Consider the following 26,129-nt stretch of genomic DNA (forward strand, 5'->3'; position numbering starts at 1 on the left):
TCAGAACGCGGGTACCGCCGCGCGACCGCGGGCGACCACCTGGTTCTCCCGGGTCTGCTCGACCGACCGGACGACCTCACTCAGCGGCAGCACCGAGACCGACTCCGCCACCCGCCGTCCGGTCGCCGCGTGCGCCTCCTCGCGCAGGCTGCGGGCCGCCGCCACGGCCAGCTCGGCGGCGCGCCACGCGGCCTGCTCCCGCTCTCCCGCGGCGGCGTGCCGGGCCGCCAGGTTGTCGCGGATCGCCCGCCGCAGCACCAGCTCCTGCTCGACCGGGTGCAGCCGAGGGTCCCAGCCGTCGCGGTGCGCGAAGACATCACTGAGCTGCTCCACCGACAGCTCCCGCCGCCAGTACGCGTCCAGCGCGGCCCGGTGCAGGTAGCGCTCGCGGTCGACGTACTCGGCGGGAGTCCGGGCGGTGTGCGGCAGCGGCATCGCCGCGGCGGTGCTGAGTCGCCGGACGGCCGCCTCGGCCGCCTCGTAGGCCTGCCACGCGGTCTCGACCTCCTCCTGCGCGGCGACCCATTCCGCCCGGCGGCGCTGGGCGGTCGTGGTGGCGCGCTCGGCGGCCACCGCGACCTCCTGTGCGTAGCGGCTCTGCTCGCGTTCCGCCTGGGCCTGCTCGATCTGGCTGGGCATGGCCGCGCGGCGGATCCGAGCGCCCGGATCGAGACGGAGCCGGCCGGGCCGTACGAGAAGGGCGGCGACGGTCACCGCGACCACCAGGAGCAGGCTCAGCCAGATGGCGGCGGCCCGGGGCACGTCGGGCAGGACGGCGGAGAGGACGGTCTGCATGATGAGCACCTCACGGTCGAACGACGGGTATCGACGGGTGGCGGCGGACGGGAGTACCGGTGGCATCGGCGCGGATGGATGACCTGCTGCGCGTGCCGCTAGGCCGGATCGGTCGCGATGGACTGCCGGAACGGCCGGGTCGCGCCTCGGGGCGGTCACCGCTGTCGGTGTCCGCCGGGCTGGTCACCGTTCGGTGATCTCCGGCCGATGCGGCGGCGTGGTCACGCCGGCGGCGGCGACGGGAGCGGCCGCACGGTCGAGCCGGGCGGGACGCGTGGATCGCCGGGCCGGTTGCCGGCCGCGATCAGCGAGTGGGCGGACCGCGCCGGGGCGGGATGCCGCGCCCGGGCTCACTGGCCGGCGCGTGCTCCGGACCCGCGGTGACCGGAGCGGTCGGCGCGGCGGTGTCGACAGTGCTGACCGGCCGGGGCGCGGCCGGCCGGGTGGCCACCTGAGTGGCCGGCGCCGCCTCGGGCCGGAGGGTCTCCACCCGGCTGCTCACGGCGCTGGGTCGCAGCTGCGTCGATGCCGGGGGCGGGGTCGTGGCCAGAGCGCCGCCGAGGCCGACCGCGAGCACCAGCGCGGTGACCGCCAGCCGGGTCAGCTCCCGCAGTGACCGCAGCACAGCCCACCGGGCTGGGGGGACGGGCGCTGCGGAGGACACCCGACCAACCTAACGCCCGCCCTGCCGCGGCGCAGCTCGGCAACGGCCCGTACGGGAGTGACCGTCGCCACGAAGCGCAACTGTGGACGGAGCCGCCGGCGCCCGAAGACAGCGGTGACCCCGCCGGATCGAGTCCGGTCGGGGCCACCGCGCACGTTCGTGCGACATCGCCGACGGGCAGGGCGCCGGCTGCGATCGGGAGTCAGTCGGCGGTGCCGAGCACCGACGGTGGAGCCTCTCCGCCGTCCCCCCACACCATCTCGTCCTCGGTCAGCCAGGTCATCCGCTCGTCGGACTCGTCGGAGTCCGATCGGCCGTGCCCGCCGAGCACCCCGGGGCGGTTGGCTCCGCTGCCACCCGCCGCGCCCTGCCGGCCGGCCGCTGCCGACCGGCCGCCGGCCTCGCTGCGCCGACCATCCATGCTGCGCCCGATTCCGCTGGCGGCGCGGTTGTCGGCCGCTGCCGCGCCACCGGTCGGTCGGACCGAGGTGGTGGGCGTGCTGCCCGAACCGGCGAGCGCGGTGGTGCGCAGCACCCCACCGGCCGGCGCGCCGCCCTGCCCGGCGAAGAGCAGACCCGGCCCGGCGCTGGCGGGCGCGGTCGTCGGCCCGGACAGACCGGCCAACCCGGCCGCGCCGCCAGCGAGCAGCGCCCCGCCGACCAGCGGGTCGGCACCGGCGAGGGAGGTGGTGACATCGCCCTCGCCGCCGCCGCCGCCCGGACCGGTGGCGACGGCCGGCGTGCCGCCGGTGCCCGCGCCGCCCTGGCCGGGGACGGACCCGTCGCCCGCGACCGGGGGCGGAGCGACGCGATCGGGCGTCGCGATGGTCGCGCCGCCGGTGTGCGCGGTGCTGTGGCTGGTGGTGGGCGCGGCGGTCGGAGTGGTGGTGGTCGGGACGCTGCGCGGCGTCGGCCTGTCGTCGCTGGTGGTCTTCGGAGTGTCCGGGTGGGGCGGAGGCGGGTTGACCACCCGGTCGTAGGCGGATAGGTCGTAACCGGCGGCCAGCTCGGCCACCACGTTCACCATCCGCTGGTGGGCCTTCTCCTGCTCTTCCTTGTCCTGCTGGTGGCCCATGATGCCCCCGACCACCGCGCCCGGCAGGCCGAACGCGGCGCCCTTGAGCGCCCCGGAGACTGCCTTGTCGTTGTCGTCGGTCTCGTCCGGGCTCTCCGCCTGCTTGTGCGCGGTGCGCAACTGGCCGGCCATCATGGTCAGCGCCTGCTTGACGCCGGCCATCCCCTCGCCCAGCGCCTCGGCGTGGTCGACGATCAGCGTCAGCCGCCGCTGGAACTCCCGACCCGCCGAGCCCGTCCACGTGTTGCCGAGCTTCTCGAGGTCGCCGCTCAGCTCGCGGCCGAGGCCGTCCAGGATGCCCTTGAGCGCAGCCCACTGGGAGGCCACGCCGTCGATCTGCTCCGGCTTGCCGGCCATCACGGCGTCGTACAGCTGCTGGTGGCTGTTGCCCTGGTAGCGCTGGGTGTACTCAGACACGCCCGTCCCCCTTCGGCTGCAGCGCCCGGTCGACCCCGGTCAGCGCGGCGGTGATGTCGCTGGCGTTGGCCGCGTTACGCGCCTCGGCGGTGCGGTAGTTGGTCAGGATCACGCTGGTCGCCTGCTGGGCGGCCTTGACGGCCTGCCGGAGCCGCTCGGCCTGGTCCACGTAGGACTGGTGGACCTCGCTGTAGCGGCGCGCGTTGTGGGTGGCGTCGGTGAACGAGCCCAATGCCGGGGGACTGCACTGCATCTCGGTGTTGAGCTTGCGCAGCACCGACTCGACCTGGCTCAGCCGCGCGGTCAGGTGCTGGTGGAAGTCCTCAAGGGACAGCAGGTCGACTTCCGTACGGCCGGTCATGGCAACATCCCCGTCGTTCTGGTTGACAACCGTCAGCGACCTCAGGTTAGTCCACCAGTGCGATCCGGGGCGACCCGTCCGGGCCGCTCAGTCGTCGGCCCCGATCGATGCCGGGGGCACCCCGCCACCCGTTCCGCCGGTCGCCGGAGCGCCGCTGGTCGAGGTGGACGGCGTCGGCTCCGGTGCCGGCGCCGACGACGGCGCACCGCCGGGCGAGAAGTAGGCCGTCGCGTCCTCACGACTGAGGGTGGGCCCGGTCGGGATCAGCGAGAGGAGCGAGCCGGGCACCGCCAGGGGGGTCACCCCGCCGTAGCCGAGCACGGCCAGCGTCTCACCCGACCCGAGTGGGTACCGGACGCCCTGGGGGCTGATCAGGTAGACCGTCGACCCGGCGGCGCCGGATCCGCTGGTCCCGGCGCCGGGGGCGGCCTGCGCGAGCACTCCCTTGCCGCCGGGCAGCAGCACGGCCTCGGCCGTGCGTACCGCGTCCCGGGCGGTCTGGCGTACCGGCACCGGGCCCGGCTCGCTCGCGGTCAGCTCCGCCGGTGCCCGGTCGAAGACCTCCACGGTGGTCGTCGGCGGCCCACCCGCGCTGCCCGCCCGGTACGTGGCGCAGAGCAGCGTCTGCCCGGACCGGGCCGGGTACAGGACGGGCAGCGTCTGCGGCAGCCCCTCCTCGTCCACCCGCTGGTCGGTGAAGAGCCGGCCAACCTGATCCGGCGTGATGTCGGTGATCTGACCGCCGCCGCTGATCATCAGCAGGGCGGTGATCTCAGAGATTGAGACGAGCCCCTCCCGGGCCAGCACGTAGTGCTGCCCGGCCGCCCGGAACACCTGGCCGATCGTGGCCGTTCGCCCGGCCACGCTCAACCCGCTGCGGTCGCCCTGGCCGGGCAGCGACGGCTTGCGCAGCGGCGGCCCGGCCGGTACGGCGTTGAGCAGTTGCTGCCCGACCGGCAGTGGCGTCGTGCCGGTCATCCGCAGCGCCGCGATCGCCTGGTCACCGCCGAGCACCTGGAGCCGGGCGTTGCCGGTGAGCAGGTGCCGCTGACCGTCCACCGTGACCAGTACGGCACGGTCGCCCAGCGGTGTGCCACCGGGCAGCGCCCGGTCGATGACCACCCGGGTGGTGGACCGGCGCGGGTCGGCCGGGTCGGGCACGTCGCAGACCGACCACGGGAGGCCGGTCAGCGACTTGCGGTTCGGCAGGGCGTCCGGTGCGCCGACGATGCCGACCGTGCGGCCGCGCGGCCGGTCCCGCAGCGACGCCTGGGACATCGTGCGCACCGCGGGGTCCGCCTCGTTGAGGATGAGCCGCGCCGAGGTGTAGTTCAGCGTGGGGTGCAGCTGTCCCTCCACGAACACGTACGTCGCGCCGGTCTCCCGCTCGATGACCAGCGTGTTCTCTTCCAGCGGCGCGGTGTTCCCGGTCAGCTGGCCGTAGGCGCCGACCCCGCCGAGCACCACGGCCGCGGCGAGCACACTGCCGAAGACCGCCATGCCGAGTCGTCGCATCGGCAGGTTCGTGGTCTCCGGATCGCCCGACAGCAGAGCGGAGACGATCCGGCGGGTGACGAAGCGGTACGCCTGCACCTGATCGCGGCGGGTCCGCATGACTTACCTCCGGCGGGGTGGATCCGCGACGATCAGGGTCGGGGTGCCGTCGCGGGCTTCCCTACGATAAGGGGCCGACGGCGGGTCCTTGGGACCACCGCCCGTGGGCGGCGCCGGACCGACCCGGCGTGGAGCCGTACCGTGCAGGAGGGACAGTCACCGATGACGCAGGTTCAGGCGCGACCCGCCCGAGTGGCCACGAACCCGTCCGACGTCCCGGTGCGGGCGGCGCCGCCGGCCGACCGGCCCGGTCGGGGCCGGGTCGGCCCCGTGCTGGTCGGGCAGCTCGTCGTGCTGGAGGTGTGCGCGGTCGCCGTCTGGGCCGCCGGGGCGGGGCCCAGCTGGCTGCTCGCCGCGGTGGGCACGGTGGCGGCGTTGGTCGTACTGGCCGTCTTCGCCCGCCGGGGCGGCCGCTGGTGGTTCGAGGACCTGATGCTGCGCCGGCGGTTGCGGCGCCGACGCGAGCGCGCGGCGGCGGTGCTGGCCGGTGGGGTCGCGTCGGACCCGCGCCTGGCCGCACTCGCCCCCGAGCTCAGCGTCATCGAGCTGACCGACCGGGGCACCCGGCTCGGCATCGGGCAGGACGACCAGGGCTGGTTCGCGGCGGTCGCGCTGCAACCCACCTCCGGCGCGGTCGTCGGTTCGGTGGAGGCGTCGATGGTGGACCGGGCGCTGCGGGTGCTCGCGGAGTTCACCGCGCCGGTCTCCCGCGCCCAGGTCGTCGCGCACACCCTGGTCTGGTATCCGGCGCCCGGTGCGCCGCCGGCGGCGCACCGGACCGTCTGGGTCGCACTGCGGCTCACCGTCCGCGACGCCCGGGTGGAGGCGGTGAGCCGGGGTGGCGGCCTGCCCGGCGTGCACCGGACGCTGTCCGCCGGGATCGGCCGGCTGGGCAAGGCGCTGACCGCCGCGGGGCTGGCCCACCGGCCGCTGGGCCGCGACGAGCTGCGGGCGGCCGTGGTCTCGGCCGCCGGGCTGGACCTGGTGCCGGAGCCACCGGCGGAGACCTGGCACGGGCTGCGCGGCGGCGGCTGGACCCATCGCTGCCTGGCCCTGCGGGGCCGGTCGGAGGCCCCGCTCGGCCCGCTGGTGGACGCGATCACCGCGACCTCCGCGCCGTCGCACACGGTGGCCGCGGCGGTGTCGCCGGACGGTCGGGTGGCGGCGCCCCTGCTGCGTGTCGCTGCGATGGACAACCACGTCGAGGCGCTGGTCAAGGTGGTGCGCGACATCGCGCAGCGGGCCGGCACGCCGGCTCGGCCGGTGGACGGGCAGCACGGCCCCGGCGTCTACGCGAGCGCGCCGGTCGCCTCCGCGCTGGCCGGCTCCGTCCGTCCGCAGCCGCGCTGACGGTCCGCCCGCCGTCCGGCCGTCCGGCTGGCGGGCGGGGAAGCCTCCGGTCAGGGCCGCAGGTTGACGATCCAGCCGTACAGGCCGCAGACCCAGACGGCGAGCGGGACCAGCGAGATGATCAGCATGATCTCGACGATGTCCAGCAGCCGGCCCCAGACCGGGGAGATGCGCTTGCCGGCCACGGTCAGCCCGTAGATCAGGCTGATCACGGCTGCGAGCAGCAGCCCGCCGAGGATCAGACCGAGCCGGACCAGCTGCGACCCGCCGGCGAAGGTGGCGGCGGCCGTCAGGCCCAGCCCGACGGTGCCGGTCAGCAGCACCGGGGTGCGCTGGGCCCGACCCAGGAGCGGGCGGGCCCGCAGCAGCGAGAGCAGGGCCAGCACCAGGCAGAGCAGCACCGCCGCGAGGCGCCCGTCCAGGGCCAGCACCAGCTGCGCGCCGAGCACCAGCAGCGACACCGTCCACAGCAGACCGGTGAGGAACTCGTCGGCACGCTCGCTCTGCTGGAGCACCTGCCGGCCGTCGACGGACTCGCTGTCGGTCTTCAGGTCCTCCGGACCGGTCGGGATCGACGGCACCGGCAGCCGAGCCAACCGGTAGGCGACCATCGGCAGCGCCGGCACCACGCCGAACGCGACCGCCGCCACCACCGCGGCCGCGCCTGGCGCGTCCATGCCGAAGGCCAGGCACAGCAGCGCGCCCAGGCCGATCGCGGCACCCACCCCCAGCGCGGCGAAGAAGAGCGGGTAGCGGTCGCCGACGGCCAGTGCGGCGATCGCCCCCGCGACGACCACGGCGGTCGCCGCGAGCAGGACGTGTGGGCTGGCCAGGTCGGTCAGCGGCCGGTCTCCGGCGAGCAGCAGCAGACCGCCCGTGCCGGCGTGCACCAGGCCGAGCATGGCCAGCACCGCGCCGGTCCGGCTGTCACCGGCGGCCCGGGACAGCACCGCCGCACCGACCAGCAGCGCCACCGCGACCAGCAGGGCGGACAACGCGCCGGGCAGGTGCGGTGGGCCGGCGAAGAGCGCGGCCAGGGCACCGGCGCCGAGCGCCGCGGCGGCGAACAGCACCGCGAAGGACCGGGTCGCGCCCACCTGCCAGGCGCCGGGGCGCTGGTTGGTCGCGGTGGCGACCGCGTCCACGACGTCGTCGAAGACGACCTCCGGGGTGGCGGCGGACCGGGGGTTGAAGTAGAGCACCTCGCCGTCGCGGACGCCGAGCTGCGCGGCGGTACGCCCACCGTCCAGCGGGGCTCCGCCCAACCGGGACAGTGCCCAGCCGCCGTGCCGCACCCCCTCGTCGGCCAGGTCCTCCCCGGCGTAGCGCAGCAGGGTGGGGAGCAGGTCGGCCATCGGCACGTCCGACGGCAGGGCCAGATCCATCCGGGTACGGGGAGCCACGATGGTGATCCGGCTCAGACCACCGGTCGCCGTCTTCGTTGCCACAGTGGCCTCCTGGTGTCCTTCTACGATCAGCGGGCCCGCGGTGCCGCGCGGTGCGGGTCCACCGCGCCCACGGGAGATTACCTACGATGACGGGCACGTACGATGCCCACCCGCGCACTTCGGTGCGCGAGGGCACGTCCTTGAGGCCGCTTCTGGGGAGGAGACAGCCGTGAGCACGGTGGTGTTCCGCCGGCTCCCGCGTCAGCCGGGGCCGGCCCTGCCGCGCGGTGAGGTGCTGCTGGAGTCGCCACCCGAGCTGCCCGAGCCGACGCCCCGCGGGATGGGGCAGCTGCTCATGATCCTGCCGATGGTCTGCGGGGTCGGCGCGATGGCCTTCCTCTACGCCGGCCGGGGCGGCGGCATGATGACGTACGTCGCGGGTGGTCTCTTCGGCGTCTCGATGCTCGGGATGGCGATCGGGTCGTTGAGCAACGGCGGCAACGACAAGGCCGAGCTGAACGCGGATCGCCGCGACTACATGCGCTACCTGGCCCAGATGCGCAAGCGCACCCGACGCGCCGCGGAGCAGCAGCGGGCGGCCATGGCCTGGCGGCACCCGGAGCCCGACGCGCTCTGGTCGATCGCCGCGTCGCGGCGGCTCTGGGAGCGGCGGATCACCGAGGACGACTTCGGCGAGACCCGGATCGCGCTCGGCCCGCAGCGGCTGGCGGTGGAGATCGTCCCGCCGGAGACCAAGCCGGTGGAGGACCTGGAGCCGATGAGCGCCATCGCGCTGCGCCGGTTCGTCCGCGCGCACTCCACCGTGCCCGAGCTGCCGACCGCGCTGTCGGTGCGGGCGTTCAGCCGCGTGGTGCTGCGCGGCGACCGGGAGCCGGTGCTCGACCTGGCCCGCGCGGCGTTGGGTCAGCTGGCCACCTTCCACGCTCCGGACGACCTGGTGATCGCGGTGGTCGCCGCGCCCGACCGGCAGTCGGCCTGGGGCTGGGTCAAGTGGTTGCCACACGCCCACCACAGTGGATGGACGGACGCGGCCGGTGCCCGCAGGTTGGTCTTCGCCAGCCTCGCCGAGGCCGAGGAGTCGCTCGCCGGGGAGCTGGCCGGGCGGCCCCGGTTCGCGCCCGAGGCCAAGCCGCTGACCACCGCGCCGCACGTGGTCGTGGTGATCGACGGCGGTGAGATCGCGCCGACCTGTCAGCTGCTCGGCCAGGGGCTGCTCGGCGCCACGCTGATCGACCTGTCCGGGACGGTGCCGCGCGACGCCGGGCGCTGGCTGCTCTGCCTCGACGTGGGCGACGGCAGCAACCTCGAACTGGTCCGGGGCAGCTCGTCGTCCCGGCTCGGCCGTCCGGACCGGCTCAGCGGCGAGGCCGCCGAGGGGCTGGCCCGGCAGATTGCCCCCTACCGGCTCTCCCAGCAGCAGGCCAGCAACGAGGAGCCGCTGGCCCGCAGCATGGAACTGCCGGACCTGCTCGGCGTGGGCGACGCCGCGGCGGTGGACGTGCACCAGACCTGGCGTCCGCGCGGTCACCGGGACCGTCTGCGCATCCCGCTCGGTGTCGGCCCGGACGGCAACGTCGTCGAGCTGGACTTCAAGGAGTCGGCGCACGAGGGCATGGGCCCGCACGGTCTGGTGATCGGCGCGACCGGGTCCGGCAAGAGTGAGCTGCTGCGTACGGTGGTGGCCGCGCTGGCGGTGACCCACTCGTCGGAGGAGCTGAACTTCGTCCTGGTCGACTTCAAGGGTGGCGCGACGTTCGCCTCCCTGGAGGCCCTTCCGCACACCAGCGCGGTGATCACCAACCTGGCCGACGAGCTGCCGCTGGTCGACCGGATGCGCGACGCGCTCGCGGGCGAGATGGTGCGCCGGCAGGAGCTGCTGCGCGCGGCCGGCAACTACGTCTCCCGCTTCGAGTACGAGAAGGCCCGGGCGGCCGGCGAGCCGCTGGCACCGATGCCCAGCCTGTTGATCATCTGTGACGAGTTCAGCGAGCTGCTCGCCGCCAAGCCCGACTTCATCGACCTGTTCGTGATGATCGGCCGGTTGGGCCGGTCGCTCGGCGTGCACCTGCTGCTGGCCAGCCAGCGGCTGGAGGAGGGCAAGCTGCGCGGCCTGGACACCCACCTGTCGTACCGGATCGGTCTGCGCACGTTCTCCGCCGTGGAGAGCCGGATCGTGCTCGGCGTGCCGGACGCGTACGAGCTGCCGAACGCGCCGGGCCACGGCTACCTGAAGACGGACACCAGCACCATGCTGCGGTTCCGGGCCGCGTACGTGTCGGGGCCGTACCGGGCGCCGGGGCAGCAGGCCTCCGCGTCGCAGGCCCTGGTGCAGCGCCGGATCGTGCCGTACGGCGTCGACTTCATGCCGGCGCAGACCCCGCAGCTGCCGGTGGACACCGCGCCGGAGCCGGAGCAGCCGGCCGACGGCAAGGCCGTGGCGATGCTCGACGTGCTGATCGACCAGCTCAAGGGCCGGGGCCGGCCGGCGCACCAGGTGTGGCTGCCGCCGCTGGCCGACCCGCCGGGTCTTGGTGAGCTGCTCGGCCCGCTGGCCGTCGACCCGACGTACGGGCTGTGCACCGCGTCCTGGCCGGGCCGGGGACGGCTCACCGTGCCGGTCGGCGTGGTGGACCGCCCGTACGAGCAGCGTCGTGACCCGATGATGGTCGAGCTGGCCGGCGCCGGCGGCAACGTGGTCATCGTCGGTCGTTCGCTCAGCGGCAAGAGCACGATGCTGCGTACGCTGCTCGCCTCGCTGGCACTCACGCACACCCCGCGCGAGGTGCAGTTCTTCTGCCTGGACTTCGGTGGTGGCGCGCTGCGCAGCCTGGAGCGGCTGCCGCACATGGCCGGGGTGGCCGGCCGGCGTGACGTCGAGGCCGTGCGCCGCACGGTGGCCGAGGTGGTGGCCGTCCTGGACGAGCGGGAGGCGCGTTTCGCCCAGCACGGCATCGACTCGGTGGCGAGCTACCGGCGTCGCCGGGCGGCCGGTGAGTTCGCCGACGACCCGTTCGGCGACGTGTTCCTGGTGGTGGACGGCTGGAACACACTGCGCCAGGACTACGAGGAGCTGGAGCAGACGATCACCACGCTGGCCAACCGGGGCCTCGGCTTCGGTGTGCACGTGGTGCTCACGGCGGTGCGCTGGGCGGAGATCCGCATCAACATGCGGGACCTGCTCGGCACCAAGCTGGAGCTGCGCCTGGGCGACGCCTCGGAGTCGGAGATCGACCGCCGCGCGGCGATGAACGTGCCGGAGAAGGCCCCCGGTCGCGGTCTGACCCGGGACAAGCTGCACTTCCTCACCGCCATCTCGCGCATCGACGGCCGCCGCGACATCGAGGACCTGAGTGAGGCCTCGATCGCCCTGGCCGGCCACGTGGCGGCCAACTGGCCGGGCCGCCCGGCGCCGAAGGTGCGGCTGCTGCCGCGCCGGCTGCCGGTGGCCGAGCTGGCCCGGATCATCGACCGGTCGGCGCCGGGCCTGCCGATCGGTGTCAACGAGTCGGCGCTGGCGCCGGTCTACCTGGACCTGGCCAACGAGCCGCACCTGACGGTCTTCGGGGACGCGGAGTGCGGCAAGACCAACCTGCTGCGGCTGATCGCCCGGGGCATCACCGAGCGGTACACGCCCGCCCAGGCCCGACTGGTGATCGCCGACTACCGGCGCGGGCTGCTGGGTGCGGTGGAGGGCGATCACCTGCTGGACTACGCCCCGTCCAACCAGGCGTTCGCGCAGGGGCTCGGCTCGATCCGCAGTGCGCTGTCCAACCGGCTCCCCGGCCCGGACGTCACCACCGCGCAGCTGCGGGACCGGAGCTGGTGGAAGGGCCCGGACCTGTACATCCTCGTGGACGACTACGACCTGGTGGCCTCCGGTGGCAGCAACCCGCTCAGTGCCCTGCACGAGCTGCTGCCGCAGGCCCGCGACATCGGCCTGCACCTGATCATCACGCGCCGGGTGGGCGGGGTGTCCCGCGCACTCTACGAGCCGGTGCTGCAACGGCTGCGCGAGCTGGATTCACCGGGCCTGCTGATGTCCGGCAACCGGGAGGAGGGCGCCGTCTTCGGCACCCTGCGGCCGAGCCCGCAGCCGCCCGGCCGGGGCACGCTGGTCCGCCGCCGCGACGGCCAGCAGCTGATCCAGACCGCCTGGGCCGAGCCGTCGTGACGAGGATGGGCTCGGGCCGGTGCGTGGCCGTGTCGGATTCCCGTCCCGGTGCGGCCGCCGCGGGCCCGTCCCCCGACATCAGGGGCAGCAAGCCCCACCGGGCCGGGGAACGCTCGTCCCACCGCTGACCATCGAGACGGAGGTGGCGATGCCGCAGGGGTTGTTCTACCTGTTCGTGTACTTCCTGCTGACCGTCCCGGCCTTCCTCGGCCTGGCCCTGATCGCCCAGATCGGCAGGTCGACGCGGGTCCGACGAGCCGGCGAGCTGGTGCTCGTGACGGGCGTCGCGGCGCTCATTCCGGTGGTGCTGCACCGGGCGCTGGAGGTGCCGGCACTCTGGCTGGCGGTGGCGTTCCTGGTGGTCGTACTGCTGGTGAGCGTGGTCAGGCACGTCCGGTCGTACTCCCGGTCCGCCTGACCCGATTCACCACTATCCATCGAACGCGGCCGGTCAGGGCTGCGCGGGCTGGACCGGTTCCGCTACGGTCTTCACTGGAGTGTCCGTCGGTGGGGTGTTGCTGCCTTGCCGCGGGGGAGGGGCGCGGCAAAGCCGCCGCCACAACATGACGGAAGGGTGTGAAGCATGGCGTTCGAGGTCGAAGCTGCGACTCTGCATACCGCCGCGAGTGACGTGCGGTCCACGCGCAGCGAGGTCGACGGCGAGCTGAAGAAGCTGTGGAACGTAGTCGACGACCTGGCCATGGCGTGGAAGGGTCAGGCGTCCACGGGCTTCCAGTCGCTCATGCAGCGCTGGAACGAGGACACCGTCAACCTGCTGACGGCGATGGACAGCATCGCCGACCTGCTCGACAAGTCGGGTACGACGCACCAGGTCAACGACGAAGAGCAGCAGCAGATGCTGGACAAGTTCCACTCTGCTCTCAACCCGTGATCCGTAGCCAGCAGAGGAGGAAGTCGTGACGATCAAGGTTGACTACGCGGTCCTCGAGAGCAGCAACCAGCAGATGCAGGCCATCTCGAAGACCATCGACGAGAAGCTGGACACGCTGCGGTCGATGCTGTCCAAGCTCCAGTGGGACGGTGAGGACCGGGCGGCCTACGAGCAGCACCAGGCGAAGTGGGACTCGTCGGTCCGGGACATCAACCGGATCCTGAACGAGATCGGCGGCGCTGTCGGCATCGCCCGTGAGAACTACGTCTCCACCGAGATGAGCAACGCCAAGGTGTGGGGCTGAGACAATCACCGGTGCGGCTCCGGTCCGGTTCGACCGGACCGGAGCCGCATTGCGTTGGCGTCGGCACAGGTACTGGGAGAGCGATGCGTACGGGGATGTCCTTCCGATCGGCGCGGGTCACCGCCGCGGCCGCGTTGGCGTTGTGTGCCGCGATGGCTTCCGTCGTGGTCCCGGCACCTGCGCAGGCCGCCGACACGGTCCGTGGCCTGCAGTGGTATCTCGACTCGCTGAAGATCCCCCAGGCGCACCGGATCACCCAGGGCAAGGGTGTGGTGGTTGCCGTCGTCGACTCCGGTGTGGACCCTTCGCACCCTGATCTGCGCGGCCAGGTGCTGGCGGGGCACGGGGTGAACGCTGCCGCCGCTCCGGACGGGCGGCGCGACGACGACGCGGAGTCGGGGCACGGCACCTCGATGGCCGGCATCATCGCCGGCCGCGGCGGGGGCACGATGCGGGAGTTGGGCATCGCGCCGGCCGCGAAGATCCTCCCGGTCTCCATGGGGCCCCGTGCGGCCGGCATCGACATGGTCCTCGCGATTCGCTGGGCGGCGGACGCGGGCGCGGACGTCATCAACATCTCCTACGGAGGCGACCCGGCTCGGCCCGACCCGGACCTGACGGACGCCGTCAAGTACGCGTTGGGCAAGGACGCGGTGGTGGTCGTCTCCGCTGGAAACATCGAGGAGGGCGACCGACAGGTCACCATTCCGGCCAACATCCCCGGCGTGATCGCCGTCTCGGGGCTGAACAAGCGCGGTGGCTTCTTCGCCGGCTCGGTGCAGGGCCCGGAGATCGTGCTCGCCGCACCCATGGAGAGCATCATCGGGCCGGCGCCCAAGGCGGTCTCCCCGAACGGCTACACGGTGGCCAGCGGCACCAGCTCCGCGGCCGCCATCCTCTCCGGGGTGGCGGCGCTGGTCCGGGCCAGGTATCCGGATCTCGACGCGGTCAACGTCATCAACCGGCTGGTCAAGACCGCTCGCGATGCCGGGCCGGCCGGTCGGGACCCGCAGTTCGGCTTCGGTGCGGTCGACCCGGTCGCCGCGCTGACCCGCTCGGTGCCTGCGGTGAAGACGAATCCACTGCTGGAGGGCGCGGCTGCCGACCCGACCCGACCCGGTGGTGCTGCTCAACCCGACGACGACGGCAAGGCGGTCGAGTTCGGGGTCAGCAACAAGGCCGGTGCCATCGTCCAGGTGGGGCTCTGCTTGGCCGTGCCGATCGTCGCGCTGGTCATCCTTCTGGTGGTGCTGATGCGTCGCAGGCGGCGCAGGCCGGCGGCCGTCACGGGCCCACCGGCTCCGCCGCCCGGTTGGCCCGCGGGTCCGGCCGGTTGGTCGGCACCGGGGGGTCAGGTTCCACCGCAGCAGCCCGGTCCGGGTTACGGTCCGCCGCCGGGCCACCCCGCGCCGGGGTACCCGCCGCCGGGCTATCCGCCGGCGGGTCAGACCGCGCCGGGCTACCCGCCGGCTCAGGCCACGCCGGCACCGCCGTCGGGCGGGCCCGGTTGGCCGGGCGCCGGCCCGGGGCACGCTCCACCGCCAGCCGGCCCACAGCAGCAGTGAGCGCCGACCACGAGTCAGGTTTTCGGGGAGGGGACCGATGACGGACGACACGACCAAGCAGCCGGAACGGTTCGAGGCAGACAACATCTACATCCCGGTCCCGGCGGCCGGGGTGATGACGCCGGGTCTGGCAGTGACCGGCTTCGAGATCGACAACGTCAACCACGCCGCGACGCCGAAGGGCCTGGTCACCGCACCCGGCGAGGCGGGCGTCAAGACCGAGTGGGACGCGACCAGCCTGGACTCGGCCATCACCTGGCTGGAGACCCACGCGGCGTACCTGAACAAGCTCTCCTACGACATGGTCGACATCCAGGATCTGATGGGCGGTGCGGCTGCCGGCGCGGCGGCCGGGGTGGCCGGCGGCCCGGCGAGCCCGCTCGGTGGCTTCGACTGGGCCGGCCGGTTGGCCGCCAAGCACCAGGGGCTCTACCAGGGCACCGAGAGCGGCGTCCGGCGGCTCTCCCAGAGCCTGTACGACGCGGCGGAGGCACTGCGTCAGGTCAAGGAGAACTACGAGACGGCGGAGCATGCCAACGCGATGTCCGCCGCCGACATGCAGCGGGTCTTCGGCGACGTGGCCGGCAACGGCGACGGTCGCTAGAACGGGGAGGACGGCAGATGGGCCTGAGCTGGGAAGAGATGTGCCAGAAGGTCGTCATCGACGGCCGGCCGGGCGACGTGGAGAGCGCTGCCCTTGGCTGGGAACAGCTGATCAAGAATCTGAACAACGTCAAGCAGAGTCTCGAAACCAACATCAAGGACCTGGGCACGGTCTGGAAGGGCCCGGCGTACGACGCGTTCAAGGGCCACGTCGAGCAGATCGCCAAGGACACCGGGCACATCGTGGCGGACGCCGAGAAGGGCACCGGCATCGTCCAGTCGCTCAAGACCGCGGCGGAGAAACTCACCGCCGCCCAGCGGGACTTCCCGGTCCCGGCGACCTGCGTCAACGACGTGCTGGAGGCCCGGAACGCCAAGCTGACCCTCAGCGTGGGCTTCTTCGAGGCCAAGGTGGCACCGGATTTCCTCGGCTGGCTGGACCCGGTGACCGCCGTCGCCGACTGGATCAACGACCGCTCCGACGAGGCGGCCGGCGTCTACCAGCGGGTCAGCGGCGACTACCAGAACATCGCCCCGGGCACCCCGGGTGACGCGCGCGGCTTCGACAACAAGACACCGACGACCGAGATTCCGAAGCTGGACAACGGTGGCGGCGGTGGTGGCGGGGTCGGCAAGGTACCGGACATCGGCGGCGGCAACCCCTCCATCGGCGACATGGGCGCGAAGCCGTCGATCGGCTCCACCGGCATGCCGGACACCGGCAACCTGCCCAGCGGCTCCGGCACGCACCCCGACCTCTCCGGCGGGTACGACACCGGTTCGGGCGGCTACCCCGGCACCGGTGGTGTGCCGGGCGGCGGCGGCCTGGACGAGGATTACAGCAGCGGCCTCGCGGGCGCCGGCGGTGGCGGCACCCCGGGTCTCGGCTCCGGCCTCGGGGGCGGCGGCCTGGGTTCCGGCCTGGGCGGCGCCAGCGGGCTCGGCAGCGGCGGCGGCCTGGGCGGTGGCGGCGCCGGTGCGGGCGTACTCGCGGGCGGCGGCGCGCTCGGTCGGGCGGTCTCCCCCGGTATGGGCCCGATGATGGGTGGCGGCGCGGCGGGTGCCGGTCGCGGCGGTGGCCGCGGCGGTGGCCGGGCCGGCGTGGGCGGCAAGCTCGGCGCGGGCGGCGGCATGGCACCCGGCATGGGTGGCGTCGCCGGCGGCGGTGCGGGTCGGGGCGGTGCCGGTCGGGGCGCGGCGGGTGCCGGAGCCGGCGGCCGGGGCGCGGGTGGCCGGGGCGCGGGTGCGATGGCCGGGATGGGTGCCGGCGCGGGTGCCGGCTACGGCGAGGAGGAGGCTCCGCGCAACACCTGGCTGGAGGAGGACGAGGACGTGTGGGGTGCGGACGGCGGCGGCACCTCGGGCGTCCTGCGCTGAATTGCGGCACACCACGGCGCCGACGGGCTGATCCGTCGGCGCCGTGGTGTGTACGCCGGGGCGCTGCGGCGGGCGATTGGCGGCTGCTGCTGCACGACTCGGTCGACGGTGCCGAGGGAGGCCTTGCCGGATTGGGACCTGGACCTGCGCGGGTCGGGACCGCCTTGGCGAAGCCGGGTGGCGTAGCTGTGGCGCAGCCGGTGCGAGCGCAGGCCGGGCAGGGCTGCGGGTGAAGCTCATGTGCTCCGTGACCGCGTCACCGAGTTCCTTCCAGGCCATGCCGTCCCTCGGCCATCACCCCGCGACCCGAGACTTCATGGACTGCGACGACAACGAGCAGTTCCCGGTCAGGCCCTAGTCCACAGACAGACAACTGCTCGGCGAGCACGGGTGGGAAGCTCCATCAGCGAAGCGGGGCTCCGTCGCGCGGTGGTGACCTCGGCCTCGCGACTCATGGTCTGGACGAGCACCTTCTCGCGGAGCCATCGAGCGGCGGACGGTGGCGGACGGTCCTGCGGCGCCGAACCGGGATAGACACGCCCAGGATCGGCAGCCACAGTCGAGTGCTGTCGTACCTCGCCTGACCTTCGCCCAGCTGCACACGATGCTGGTCTACGCGCTGCTACAAGGGTGGATAGTTCACTTCTTTGGCGGCGACTATTCGCTGCCTTGCCTTTCACGCAGTACTTCCTAACGCCTCCCCTGATCACTGCCTCAGCTTTCCAAGCAGCAACACAGACGATCATCGCAGGAGAGTGATCAGTGCTCTGACCAGGCACAACGCCGGCTGCAGAGGTCGGCTTCAACTGCTGCCTTTAACTGGTGTCCTCGGCATGTTTGCAGGGAAGATAAACCACAGTGGCCCCACCGATGGAAACGGCGGAGCCACTGGCAGTCCGGTGGTCAGACCGGACAAGTGATCAGCACACGACCATCCCTGCGAGGAGCTCCCATGCTGAACCCCGACAAGAATACGCCGTCCGACGCCTACGAACTAGCGTTCGGTGTACTGATCCGCACATGCAGGCCGACGCTGTACCTCTTCCTGTCCTACTTCGGTGTCAGTCAGACGGCCCGAGCCGTTGTCAGCGAGCAGCACGTGGGCCCGCGAAGCCAACTCGACTTTGCCGTCTTTGGAACCTGCCTGCTTGTCGCCTTCGTGATGGCTCAGGTTTTGGAGTACTACACCAGGCCCCTGCGAGGCCCAGACCTGGAGCACAGCGTACGGCGAGACCGGGCCGCTCGGATCTGCAACGTTCTCCTCAGCCTCGCCGGCGTGACGACCACGCTGCTGACCGGCGGTGCGGTGTGGGGCGCACATCTCTTCATTGTCTGCTTCATCGCCGTGTGTACTGCGGTTGGCGAGGTGCTGTACCAGAGCTACGGCCGGTCGCACCCCTATCGGCCCGAGCCGACGAGCCACGGGATCGCGTCGCAGGTAACCGCAGCCTAAAGAGCTATCGAGAGGAGAGAGGCAGTGGCAGGCACCAGTGGCCCTACGCAGGCACCGCGTCACCAGGTGGTGCCTGCGCTGTCCACCATCTCCACCTACCGCGTTGTCCGGCGGCAGAACGGAGACTGGGAACTATGGAGGGGAGGCGAGCAACGTATTACCTGGGTGCGCGGTTGGCCGGTCGCTCATGTGTTCGACGTCGCCTCCGCCCAGGTGCACGAGGAGATCCACAAGCAGGTTGCCTGGTGTCGGTGTGTTTCCTCCTCGATGGAGTGGGTCTATGTGCCGGTGGTAAGGCCGCGGGCGCGGGCAGCGAAGCGTCCCTTGAGCGATGACCGGGTTCGGCCCAGTAATCGACAGGGCTGAGACGGCGGCCGAGCCGAAATCAGCAGCCTCTCTCAAACTGGCCGGGTGGCCGGGTCGTGGTTTACCACGACCCGGCCACGACTCTTTGTCGATCGGAATTTGTACCGCGCCGCGAAGTCGGCCTCGTGTCGGTCCCGGCAACAGCAGCCGGACTCAGGCGTCAAGGCGCAGTTACTCAAGGTCAAGCGCATCGAACTCAACCTCATGGGCCTGCTCGACGCGATCCGCCGAGCGCAGTCGGCTCAGTCCCCAGTTGGACATCGTCCTGGTGGCTGGGTCGTCAACCTGCGCTAGTGTCTCCAGCCACTCCTTCGTTCTGGCAGGCCGGACATGAGCGGTAGTGCCGAGGAGGTACGTGAGCGCGCGGCTGACGGGGACCAGGTCTTTTCCTAGACGGTTGTCTTCCTTCACCGCCTCTACGAGTTCTCCCAGGAGTTGGTCGAGCAGTTCTCGGACCTGAGCGGCGGACCGTTCCGCGCCCGCAGCGCCGAAGCAGTCTCCGACCGCGAACAAAGCGGAGTGCAACTCGAGCACCCGCACCCTGAAGTCGTGACTCTTGTTGCGACGAGTAGTCCCTACCCTCTTCCACGAGTCCTCGGAGGCCTGCCGCAAGACTTCCTGAACGTGCTCGTCGCGTTCCTGCATGAATCCGATAGCGAAGAGCACTCGACATCTCAGCCACGCTTCGGCTCGGGGGTCCAGCAATACTTGCTCCAGTGCTGGAATCACCTGCGCTGCCCAGCCACCTGCGCGCAAGGTGTCGATAGCCCGGCGACGATAGACTCCGGCGTTCTTGATGACGGCATGCTGGAGCAGCGTCTCGGTGGCTGCGCGGATGCGATCCGGTACGTCCAGGTGGCTGGCAGCATCATGCATGACCTGTTGACACGGATCACCGAGGGCTGGCCAGCTCGTGACGATCTTTCTTCCTTCTCTGAGGTTTTGCGCCAAGGTACCCGCGACCCACGCAAGACCCGGTCGTGCAGGGGCTTCCTCCTCAAAGGACTTGATGAGTTCGCTGACCGGCCCACGGGCCAGATCCGCATATTCACCGTCGATCGCGCGTTCCCAAAGGCCGAAGGCAGCTGTGCCTCGTTCACGTAAGGTGGCAGATTGATCTGTCGCCCTCCGGTGCAGGAGAGCTCCGGCCCAGTCCTCCCCCGCGGTGGGAGAAGACCAGGCTGCGGGCACCGCGATAGCCAGTTCCAGGTCCAGGGAACGAGCCGGGTAGAGGCTGTGGTTGCGCAGCCGATCGCTGAATCTGAGCTGCTGTTTCACCCAGTGCCGCACCGCCTGCCCAGAAGCCAGAGACTCCTCCTTGCGCTGTCGGACGGCGAGCACGATGGCAGTGAGCGCGCGCCAGACGCGGAAGCCGAGGGGCGTTCGGAGGGCAGTAGAGAGACGCTCCTGAAAGAGGGGTAGGGCATACCGACTCAGGCTGCCGAGCAGGATCAGCGCATCCACGCTATAGGGGGTGGGTGGCAGGCACCCGATCCGGATCAGGTTGTCCACCAGGTGCGGCAGGAAGTCGCGGTACTGAATCTCCACGTCGGCCGGGTGCCGGGACGAGTCCTCAAATTCTGCCAGCAGGATGTTGGCCTGCAGGAGCACGACCACCGGTTCCGGGTTTTGAAGCCCGAGGAGGGTGGCATGAAACTCGGGCGCCACTTCGACGCCGACATTGATGCCACTCTGGACACCCTCGAGACGGGCGGCGAAGGTGGCGAGACCCCCAGCGCGGATCATCGCCGGAGCCTTACGCAAGATAACTACGTCCAGGCTTCGGAGGAACTCGATGGACGGCTGCTCAAGCCGTTTGCTGAAGTTCGAGCTAGCGTTGCGACGAAGCCTTCCGCGCTCCTCGCCATCGTTGTCAATATTGACGTCGTCGTCCGTCTTCTGTTGGCGGCCGCGTCCTTTCTTGTACCTCGTCCACTCGGTCGCTATGTCGTTCTGAGTCATCCGCCGAAGACCCGGGATGCGGCCTGTGCCGAGGAAGACGACCCGGGCCGTGGCCGCGTAGCTGCGCAGTTGAAGCAGGTCGCTGACGTCGGTCAGATGGACTACGCGCTCGGAGGTGCCGTCGCTGACGTCAATGCGCGGGGACATTCCCGCAGGGTACGGGCTGACGTTGGCACAGTGAGTCCGATAGATGACATCGCTCGGGGTCCTCGTCACCCGCCTGCGACCGTCCCTGCAGTGCTTGGTGGATCAGCGGGCTGGTCAGGTCCCGGGAAGCATTCGGCAGCACTCACCGGCGCGACCAAACGGCGCAGGTCAGCCGGTGACCGGTGAGTCGGTGCGCCGGCCCGGGCGCCAGCCGCGCCGGCGGCCCCGGATCAGGATCGGCCGGGCGGTCAGCAGCAGCACGGCGAGCAGCGCGCCGACGGCCGCCGTCCAGAGCGCGGCGGTGCGCTGCCAGCGCAGCGGATCGGCCGACCTGGCGGGTGCCGGGAGCGCGCCGGCGGGCGGATCGGTACGGGTGCCCAGCAAGCTCGACACGGCCCGGTACGGGTTGACCACGCCGTACCCGACCTCCACGTTGTGCCCGTCCGGCGGGTTGTCCGCCGTCCGTTCCAGCCGCTCGGCGACCTGGTCGGGACTGAGATTCGGATAGGCGGCCCGGACCAGCGCGGCCACTCCCGAGACGTACGCGGCGGCGAAGCTGGTGCCGCCGGTCGGCTCGGCGCGGTAGCCGTTCCCGCCCGGTGCCGGGCCGACGATGTTCAACCCCGGCGCGGCGACGTCGACGTAGGCGCCGCTGACCGAGGTGCCCACGTGGCCGCCCTGCTCGTTCACGCCGGCGACCGCGATCACGCCCGGGTACGCGGCCGGGTAGGCGGTCTTCTCCTGCTGCTGCTCCTGCCGGTTGCCGGCGGCGGCGACCAGCACCACCCGCTTCGCGAGCGCGTTCTCGACCGCGGCCTCCAGTTCGGGGCGGGGCAGGGTCACCAGGGACAGGTTGATCACGTCGGCGCCGTTGTCGACCGCGTAGTTGATGGCCGCGGCGATCTGCCCCGGCAGCGCCTCGTCGTTGGTGCCCTTGGCGTCCGGCAGCACCCGGATCGGCAGGATGCGGGCCGCCGGGGCGATGCCGCTGAACGGTGCGCCGGTGCCGTCCTTGCCGGCGATGATGCCGGCGACCATCGTGCCGTGCCCGGCCAGGTCGCACTGGCCCTGGTTGGCCGGCAGGCCGTTGAAGTCGCGACCTTCGAGCACCTTGCCCTTGAGCAGCGGGTGGATGGCGGAGACCCCGGAGTCGATGACCGCCACCGTCACCCCGGCACCCCGGGACAGCGGCCACGCCGAGGCCGGGTCCAACCGGCGTAGCGCCCACGGCATTTCCGGCAGGGTGGCCTCGCCGTCCGGGCCGCAGGTGGGTGGCGCCGCGGCCGCCGGCGAGGGGACGACCACCAGGGCGGCGCCGAGCAGGACCGCCAGCGTTCCACTGAGGACAGCGCGGACGGAGCGTCCGGTACGGCGGGACGGGTCGGTCGCGCTCAACGGCAGGCATTCGCGCACCCGCAGAGATTACCGCTGTGTCCCGTCGGGCAGCGGCCCGGCGACGAGGGTCAGGACGGGCGGGCGGTCTGCCGGGCGGGTGTCTCGGCGAAGAGCGCGAGCAGATCGCCGACCTGGCGGTCGGCCTCGGCGGGGTGCCGGAAATGGCCGGCCGGGTTGAGGGTGTACTCGTTGCGCCGCCCGACCCGGGTGCGGTGCAGGTAGCCACCGGCCTCCAGGTCGGCGACGATCGCCTGCGCGGCCCGCTCGGTCACGCCGACCTCGGCCGCCACGTCGCGCAGGCGCGCGGTGGGGTCGCGGGCGATGGCCAGCAGGACATGCCCGTGGTTGGTGAGGAACGTCCAGTTCCGGCCGCCGGTACCGCCAGCCGCCGTCGCCGTGCTCGCCATCGTGGGACCGCCTCTCCCGTTGTCGACCCTGCCCTCGGGGCTCCGCCCGATGACCGCCCGGGGCCAACGTATGAAATCTATATCACGCATATCTTGACGCATCTTGTGGTGCGTGTGACCGTGGAGCCCGAGCCAGCGCTCGTCGCCGGCCCCCGTGAAGAGCCGGTTGAGCAGGTCAAAAGCGTGGAGACGAGGTGCGGGATGAGCAATCCCGGTACACCCGGCGGGCAGCCGGGTCCGCAGCGGACCACGGACCCGGTGCCGGCCGATCCGGCCCAGGCGTACGCCGAACTGGCTGCCGGCAACCGCCGCTTCGTCAGCGGCGCCCCGCGCCACCCCAACCAGGATGCCGGGCACCGGGCCGCGGTGGCGGACGGGCAGCACCCGTTCGCGGTGATCGTCGGCTGCTCCGACTCCCGGTTGGCCGCTGAGATCATCTTCGACCGTGGGCTGGGTGACCTGTTCGTGGTCCGCACCGCCGGGCACACCGCAGGCCCCGAGGTGCTGGGCAGCGTGGAGTACGCGGTGACCGTGCTGGGCACCCCGCTGGTGGTGGTGCTCGGTCACGACTCGTGCGGCGCGGTGCAGGCGACCCGCGAGGCGGTCACCACCGGCGCCCAGCCCCTGGGGCACCTCCGCGCCGTCGTCGACGCCGTGCTGCCGAGCCTGCGCCGTGCCGAGGCCGAGGGGGTCGACGACATCGACGGCATCGTCGACATCCACATCGCACAGACCGTCGAGACGCTGCTCGGACAGTCTCCCGTGCTGGCCGCTGCGGTGGCGCAGGGGCGGTGCGCGGTGGTGGGGGTGTCGTACCGGCTCGCCGCCGGAGCCGTGCGTCCGGTGGCCGCCGTGCCGGCCGCGACGGTCGCCGGCGCGGCCGGCGCCAGCATCCCGGTCGCGCCCGCCACCTGACACACGGCGAGGGCCGTCCCGCCTGACGCGGAACGGCCCTCGACGCGGAGCACGCAGGTCAGAGCAGCGACATGTGCACGTGGTCGGTGTGGTTCGACGGCCCGCTGTACGACTTCCAGCCGGTCGCCGGGAACCAGATCTGCCGGTTCCAGATCACGTAGTAGATGCCGAGCCGGTCGGCGTTGCGGATGAGGAACGCGGCGACGTTGTTGCCGTACGTCCGGGTGTCCTCGTTGTGCCACGGGCTGAAGCCGCTCTTCTGCAACGACCAGTCACAGGCGCGGCCCTTCGGGTGCTCCCACGGGCCGCCGGAGCGGTAGCAGCCGACGAACCGGTTGAAGCCGGCTCGCTTGACCTCCTTGTACGCGTGCAGGGTGCGCGGGGTGACGCAGCCCGAGGTGGTCGGGTCATCCTCACTGCACGACTCGGACTTCCAGTCACCGTCGGCGGTCCGTCCGGGGCCGAGCCGGGCGACCGGCGAGGTGGCCGACACCAGCCCACCGGTGAAGCCCTTCCCACCGACCAGCGCGAGCGCCTTGTCCGCGTCGCGCTTCTCCTTCGCCATCAGGGCGGTCTGCTTCTGCTGCTCGCGGACCTCCGCGTCGAGGGCAAGCTTGGCCTGCTCGGCGCGAGCCTTCACCGCGTTGACCTCGGCGAGCTTCTTCTCGTTGACCATGTTCATCTCGTCGAGCGCGGCGGCGCGCTGGACGAACGAGTCGGGGGCGTCACTCTCCAGCAGCATCGCCATCGGGCCGATCCGGCCGGTGCGGTACGACTGGGCGGCGATCTGCCCGACCTGTGGGGCGAGTGCGTCCAGGTCGGCCTTGGCCCGGTCGACCTCCAGCGCCAGCTGCAGCTGCTTCTTCTTGGACTTGTCCAGCCTGGACTTGGCGGCGGAGTAGTCGCGGTTGGTCTTCTCGATGACGTCGTTGAGCAGCTTGGGCTCGCCGTCCTCCTCGTGCCCGGACGGTGTGGGGGTCGTCGGGGCGGCCTGTGCCGGGAGGGGTCCGGCGAGCACGGTCAGTGCGGCGATCACGGCCACCACGGGTGTCAACCAGCGGCGTAGGGGTGCCGTCACAATGTTCCCTTCCGTCGACCGCCGACCGGGTTAGCTGACGGGTTCGGGGCGGAAGTGGCCCCTACCGCTGTCGCGGATTCACCCCACGTACCTGGGTTCCCGGCTCGCCGGTTGGCGATTGGGCGGTGGTACCGCAGACGCTGCTTCGCGCCTTCGGCGGTAACCGGCAGCGAGGTTACCCGAGAGTCCACCGGCTGAGCTACGCCCGGATGCCGACTAAAAGTGTCATTTCGCCATGGCGCTGAGTGACCAGTGACGTGGTTCTCAGGGCGGACGCCCCACCTGGTCACGCTGAGGAGTGTCACCATGCCGTATCCGTGCTCCTGTTCGGCTCTGGCCACCGGTCGGTGGCGGTGGACGAGGGGGTGGTCCGCGCCGGGTCGGGCGATGTGGGGTCGTGTCGATCCGTGCGCGGGGAAATCAGGGCGGCCAGTGCCTCGGCCCGGTCGGGCTGGGGTCGCGGGGCGGGCGCGTCCTCGGCGTGCGCGGGGCCCTGCCGGCCGGCTGCGGTCACCATCGCGGCCAGCCCGGTGGTCAGCGGTACGGCGGCGATCAGACCGAGCGTCGCCACCGCGCTGCGGACGATCTCCTGCGCGAGGAACTCGCTGGTCAGGATCTGCCCGATCGGCCGCGAGTCGGCGGTGAGCAGGAGCAGCAGCGGCAACGAGGCGCCCGCGTACGCCAGCACGATGGTGTTGACGGTGGAGGCGATGTGCGCCCGGCCGACCCGGGTCGCCGCCCGGTAGAGCTGCAGCCGGCTCAGCCCGGGGTTGGCGTTGGCCAGCTCGGTCACGGTGGCCGCCTGGGTGACCGTCACGTCGTCGAGCACACCGAGCGAGCCGATGATGATCCCGGCGAGCAGCAGGCCGTGCAGGTCCACGTCGGCCTGGAACATCGACAGGGTGGTGGCGTCCTCGCTGCCGAAGCCCGTGAGGTGGGTGGCGGCGGTGGCGATGGTGGCGAGCACGCCGGTGAGCACCAGGCTGCCGAGGGTGCCGAGCACCGCCACCGAGGTCTGCGCGGTGACCCCGTGCGTCAGGTAGAGCACCACGAACATGATCAGCGCGGCGCCGACCACCGCCACCAGCAGCGGGGACCGGCCCGCCCCGATGCCGGGCAGCACGAAGGTGAGCAGGATGGCGAAGCTGGCGGCCAACCCGGCCAGGGCGGCCAGGCCCCGCCAACGGCCGAACGCGACGATCGCGGCCGCGAAGATCACCGCCAGCCACAGCAGCGGTGCGGCGCGCTGGTGTTCGGCGATGTTCCAGCTGCTGGCGGCGGGATCGGTCGGATCGGTCAGCTGGACCAGGATGACCTCGTCGCCGACCTCGACGCGGGGTGCACCGGGGCCGGCGGGCACCGGCGTCTGGACCTGCTGGCCGGAGGCCGGCCCGTCGTTCATTCGGACGTCCACCGTGCCGCACGGCCCGTCCCCGGCGCTCGGTGTGCCCTCGGGGCTCGGCGCCGCCGGTGGGCACGGCTCGGTCACCACCCGGGTCACCGTGCCGTGGTGGCGCGGCACGTTCGCGCCGCCGTCGGTCTGCGGTGACCCGTCACGCGGCCAGAGCACCACCGCGGCGAGCACGGTCACGACGAAGAGAGGCACCACGGTCGCGATGAGGATCCGTCGCACCCGGGGCGGGGCGGACGGAGCGGAACGGCTGTGGTCGGAACCCAATGCGAGACTCCCAACGATCCGGTGCGAGGTACGTGCCGGCGGGCCTGTCGGTTCACCGCCGCCGCGGGAATGCGGCGACGAGCGTGCCGGATCGCTGGATGGCGACTGCGTGATCACGGACGGTGAGAGAC

At 72.1% G+C, this 26,129-nt stretch carries 21 protein-coding genes and 1 riboswitch; of the genes, 10 read left to right on the top strand and 11 right to left on the bottom strand.

Annotated elements, in window-relative coordinates; all coding sequences use genetic code 11:
* The 5 genes from AB0K07_RS03585 to eccB form a co-directional block, all read right to left on the bottom strand.
* Positions 1-861, bottom strand: coding sequence for a hypothetical protein (locus AB0K07_RS03585; RefSeq protein WP_363750679.1), 861 nt, complete (start codon positions 859-861; stop codon positions 1-3).
* A gap of 238 nt (positions 862-1,099) precedes the next feature.
* A complete protein-coding gene (locus AB0K07_RS03590; RefSeq protein WP_363750680.1) occupies positions 1,100-1,459 on the bottom strand; it encodes a hypothetical protein in 360 nt (119 codons plus the stop codon).
* Between the two features lie 202 nt (positions 1,460-1,661).
* A complete protein-coding gene (locus tag AB0K07_RS03595) occupies positions 1,662-2,951 on the bottom strand; it encodes a WXG100 family type VII secretion target (protein WP_363750681.1) in 1,290 nt (429 codons plus the stop codon).
* Positions 2,944-3,312: a hypothetical protein gene (locus AB0K07_RS03600; protein WP_363750682.1), complete on the bottom strand. Its 369-nt coding sequence runs from the start codon at positions 3,310-3,312 to the stop codon at positions 2,944-2,946. The genes AB0K07_RS03595 and AB0K07_RS03600 overlap by 8 nt, the downstream gene beginning before the upstream one ends.
* 87 nt (positions 3,313-3,399) lie before the next feature.
* The gene (gene eccB / locus AB0K07_RS03605) at positions 3,400-4,926 is read right to left on the bottom strand and encodes a type VII secretion protein EccB (protein ID WP_363750683.1); all 1,527 of its coding nucleotides are present in this window, start codon (positions 4,924-4,926) and stop codon (positions 3,400-3,402) included.
* Between the two features lie 162 nt (positions 4,927-5,088).
* Between eccB and AB0K07_RS03610 the strand changes: the two genes are divergently transcribed.
* Positions 5,089-6,276, top strand: coding sequence for a type VII secretion protein EccE (locus AB0K07_RS03610; RefSeq protein WP_363750684.1), 1,188 nt, complete (start codon positions 5,089-5,091; stop codon positions 6,274-6,276).
* Between the two features lie 50 nt (positions 6,277-6,326).
* Here AB0K07_RS03610 and eccD read toward each other — a convergent pair whose 3' ends face one another.
* A complete protein-coding gene (gene eccD / locus AB0K07_RS03615; RefSeq protein WP_363750686.1) occupies positions 6,327-7,724 on the bottom strand; it encodes a type VII secretion integral membrane protein EccD in 1,398 nt (465 codons plus the stop codon).
* A 169-nt stretch (positions 7,725-7,893) separates the two neighbouring features.
* On the opposite strand from eccD, the gene eccCa reads away from it, so the two are divergent.
* The 8 genes from eccCa (at position 7,894) to AB0K07_RS03655 (ending at position 18,050) form a co-directional block, all read left to right on the top strand.
* Positions 7,894-11,856 carry a type VII secretion protein EccCa gene (gene eccCa, locus AB0K07_RS03620; RefSeq protein WP_363750687.1) on the top strand — a complete coding sequence of 1,321 codons (3,963 nt, stop codon included), beginning with the start codon at positions 7,894-7,896 and terminating at the stop codon, positions 11,854-11,856.
* A gap of 148 nt (positions 11,857-12,004) precedes the next feature.
* Positions 12,005-12,274, top strand: a complete 270-nt coding sequence (locus AB0K07_RS03625; RefSeq protein WP_363750689.1) for a hypothetical protein — start codon at positions 12,005-12,007, stop codon at positions 12,272-12,274.
* Positions 12,275-12,439: 165 nt separating this feature from the next.
* Positions 12,440-12,748: a WXG100 family type VII secretion target gene (locus AB0K07_RS03630; protein ID WP_074316322.1), complete on the top strand. Its 309-nt coding sequence runs from the start codon at positions 12,440-12,442 to the stop codon at positions 12,746-12,748.
* A gap of 25 nt (positions 12,749-12,773) precedes the next feature.
* A complete protein-coding gene (locus tag AB0K07_RS03635; protein ID WP_074316323.1) occupies positions 12,774-13,052 on the top strand; it encodes a WXG100 family type VII secretion target in 279 nt (92 codons plus the stop codon).
* Between the two features lie 152 nt (positions 13,053-13,204).
* Positions 13,205-14,617 (top strand): S8 family serine peptidase, encoded by a 1,413-nt coding sequence (locus tag AB0K07_RS03640; protein WP_363750692.1) that lies wholly within the window; start codon positions 13,205-13,207, stop codon positions 14,615-14,617.
* Positions 14,618-14,654: 37 nt separating this feature from the next.
* Entirely contained in the window at positions 14,655-15,221 is a 567-nt protein-coding gene (locus AB0K07_RS03645; protein WP_363750694.1) for a hypothetical protein, read from the top strand.
* Positions 15,222-15,238: 17 nt separating this feature from the next.
* Positions 15,239-16,597, top strand: coding sequence for a hypothetical protein (locus AB0K07_RS03650; RefSeq protein ID WP_363750696.1), 1,359 nt, complete (start codon positions 15,239-15,241; stop codon positions 16,595-16,597).
* A 952-nt stretch (positions 16,598-17,549) separates the two neighbouring features.
* Positions 17,550-18,050, top strand: a complete 501-nt coding sequence (locus AB0K07_RS03655; protein WP_363750698.1) for a hypothetical protein — start codon at positions 17,550-17,552, stop codon at positions 18,048-18,050.
* 537 nt (positions 18,051-18,587) lie between these two features.
* Here AB0K07_RS03655 and AB0K07_RS03660 read toward each other — a convergent pair.
* From AB0K07_RS03660 to AB0K07_RS03670, 3 genes are all read right to left on the bottom strand, one after another.
* Positions 18,588-20,525, bottom strand: coding sequence for a hypothetical protein (locus AB0K07_RS03660; protein WP_363750699.1), 1,938 nt, complete (start codon positions 20,523-20,525; stop codon positions 18,588-18,590).
* A 168-nt stretch (positions 20,526-20,693) separates the two neighbouring features.
* Positions 20,694-21,938 carry a type VII secretion-associated serine protease mycosin gene (gene mycP / locus AB0K07_RS03665; protein ID WP_363750700.1) on the bottom strand — a complete coding sequence of 415 codons (1,245 nt, stop codon included), beginning with the start codon at positions 21,936-21,938 and terminating at the stop codon, positions 20,694-20,696.
* A gap of 50 nt (positions 21,939-21,988) precedes the next feature.
* Positions 21,989-22,327, bottom strand: a complete 339-nt coding sequence (locus AB0K07_RS03670) for a helix-turn-helix domain-containing protein (protein ID WP_363750701.1) — start codon at positions 22,325-22,327, stop codon at positions 21,989-21,991.
* Positions 22,328-22,528: 201 nt separating this feature from the next.
* Between AB0K07_RS03670 and AB0K07_RS03675 the strand changes: the two genes are divergently transcribed.
* Positions 22,529-23,242 (top strand): carbonic anhydrase, encoded by a 714-nt coding sequence (locus AB0K07_RS03675; protein ID WP_363750702.1) that lies wholly within the window; start codon positions 22,529-22,531, stop codon positions 23,240-23,242.
* A 58-nt stretch (positions 23,243-23,300) separates the two neighbouring features.
* On the opposite strand, the gene AB0K07_RS03680 is transcribed toward AB0K07_RS03675, so the two are convergent.
* Both AB0K07_RS03680 and AB0K07_RS03685 read right to left on the bottom strand, forming a co-directional pair.
* On the bottom strand, positions 23,301-24,320 hold the full coding sequence (locus AB0K07_RS03680) for a hypothetical protein (protein WP_363750703.1): 1,020 nt from the start codon (positions 24,318-24,320) through the stop codon (positions 23,301-23,303).
* Positions 24,321-24,324: 4 nt separating this feature from the next.
* A riboswitch (cyclic di-AMP (ydaO/yuaA leader) is annotated at positions 24,325-24,455 on the bottom strand.
* A gap of 166 nt (positions 24,456-24,621) precedes the next feature.
* The gene (locus AB0K07_RS03685; protein ID WP_363750705.1) at positions 24,622-25,998 is read right to left on the bottom strand and encodes a YibE/F family protein; all 1,377 of its coding nucleotides are present in this window, start codon (positions 25,996-25,998) and stop codon (positions 24,622-24,624) included.
* Between the last annotated feature and the right edge of the window lie 131 nt (positions 25,999-26,129).

The sequence above is a fragment of the Micromonospora sp. NPDC049301 genome (assembly GCF_040678715.1).
Taxonomy (GTDB): domain Bacteria; phylum Actinomycetota; class Actinomycetes; order Mycobacteriales; family Micromonosporaceae; genus Micromonospora.

Bases quoted from the DNA above. Each gene is read 5' to 3' on its own strand.
- AB0K07_RS03585 (WP_363750679.1), bottom strand. From the start codon at position 861: ATGCCACCGGTACTCCCGTCCGCCGCCACCCGTCGATACCCGTCGTTC.
- AB0K07_RS03600 (WP_363750682.1), bottom strand. From the start codon at position 3,312: ATGACCGGCCGTACGGAAGTCGACCTGCTGTCCCTTGAGGACTTCCAC.
- eccB (WP_363750683.1), bottom strand. From the start codon at position 4,926: ATGCGGACCCGCCGCGATCAGGTGCAGGCGTACCGCTTCGTCACCCGC.
- AB0K07_RS03610 (WP_363750684.1), top strand. From the start codon at position 5,089: ATGACGCAGGTTCAGGCGCGACCCGCCCGAGTGGCCACGAACCCGTCC.
- AB0K07_RS03625 (WP_363750689.1), top strand. From the start codon at position 12,005: ATGCCGCAGGGGTTGTTCTACCTGTTCGTGTACTTCCTGCTGACCGTC.
- AB0K07_RS03630 (WP_074316322.1), top strand. From the start codon at position 12,440: ATGGCGTTCGAGGTCGAAGCTGCGACTCTGCATACCGCCGCGAGTGAC.
- AB0K07_RS03640 (WP_363750692.1), top strand. From the start codon at position 13,205: ATGGCTTCCGTCGTGGTCCCGGCACCTGCGCAGGCCGCCGACACGGTC.
- AB0K07_RS03645 (WP_363750694.1), top strand. From the start codon at position 14,655: ATGACGGACGACACGACCAAGCAGCCGGAACGGTTCGAGGCAGACAAC.
- AB0K07_RS03650 (WP_363750696.1), top strand. From the start codon at position 15,239: ATGGGCCTGAGCTGGGAAGAGATGTGCCAGAAGGTCGTCATCGACGGC.
- AB0K07_RS03655 (WP_363750698.1), top strand. From the start codon at position 17,550: ATGCTGAACCCCGACAAGAATACGCCGTCCGACGCCTACGAACTAGCG.
- AB0K07_RS03660 (WP_363750699.1), bottom strand. From the start codon at position 20,525: ATGTCCCCGCGCATTGACGTCAGCGACGGCACCTCCGAGCGCGTAGTC.
- AB0K07_RS03670 (WP_363750701.1), bottom strand. From the start codon at position 22,327: ATGGCGAGCACGGCGACGGCGGCTGGCGGTACCGGCGGCCGGAACTGG.
- AB0K07_RS03675 (WP_363750702.1), top strand. From the start codon at position 22,529: ATGAGCAATCCCGGTACACCCGGCGGGCAGCCGGGTCCGCAGCGGACC.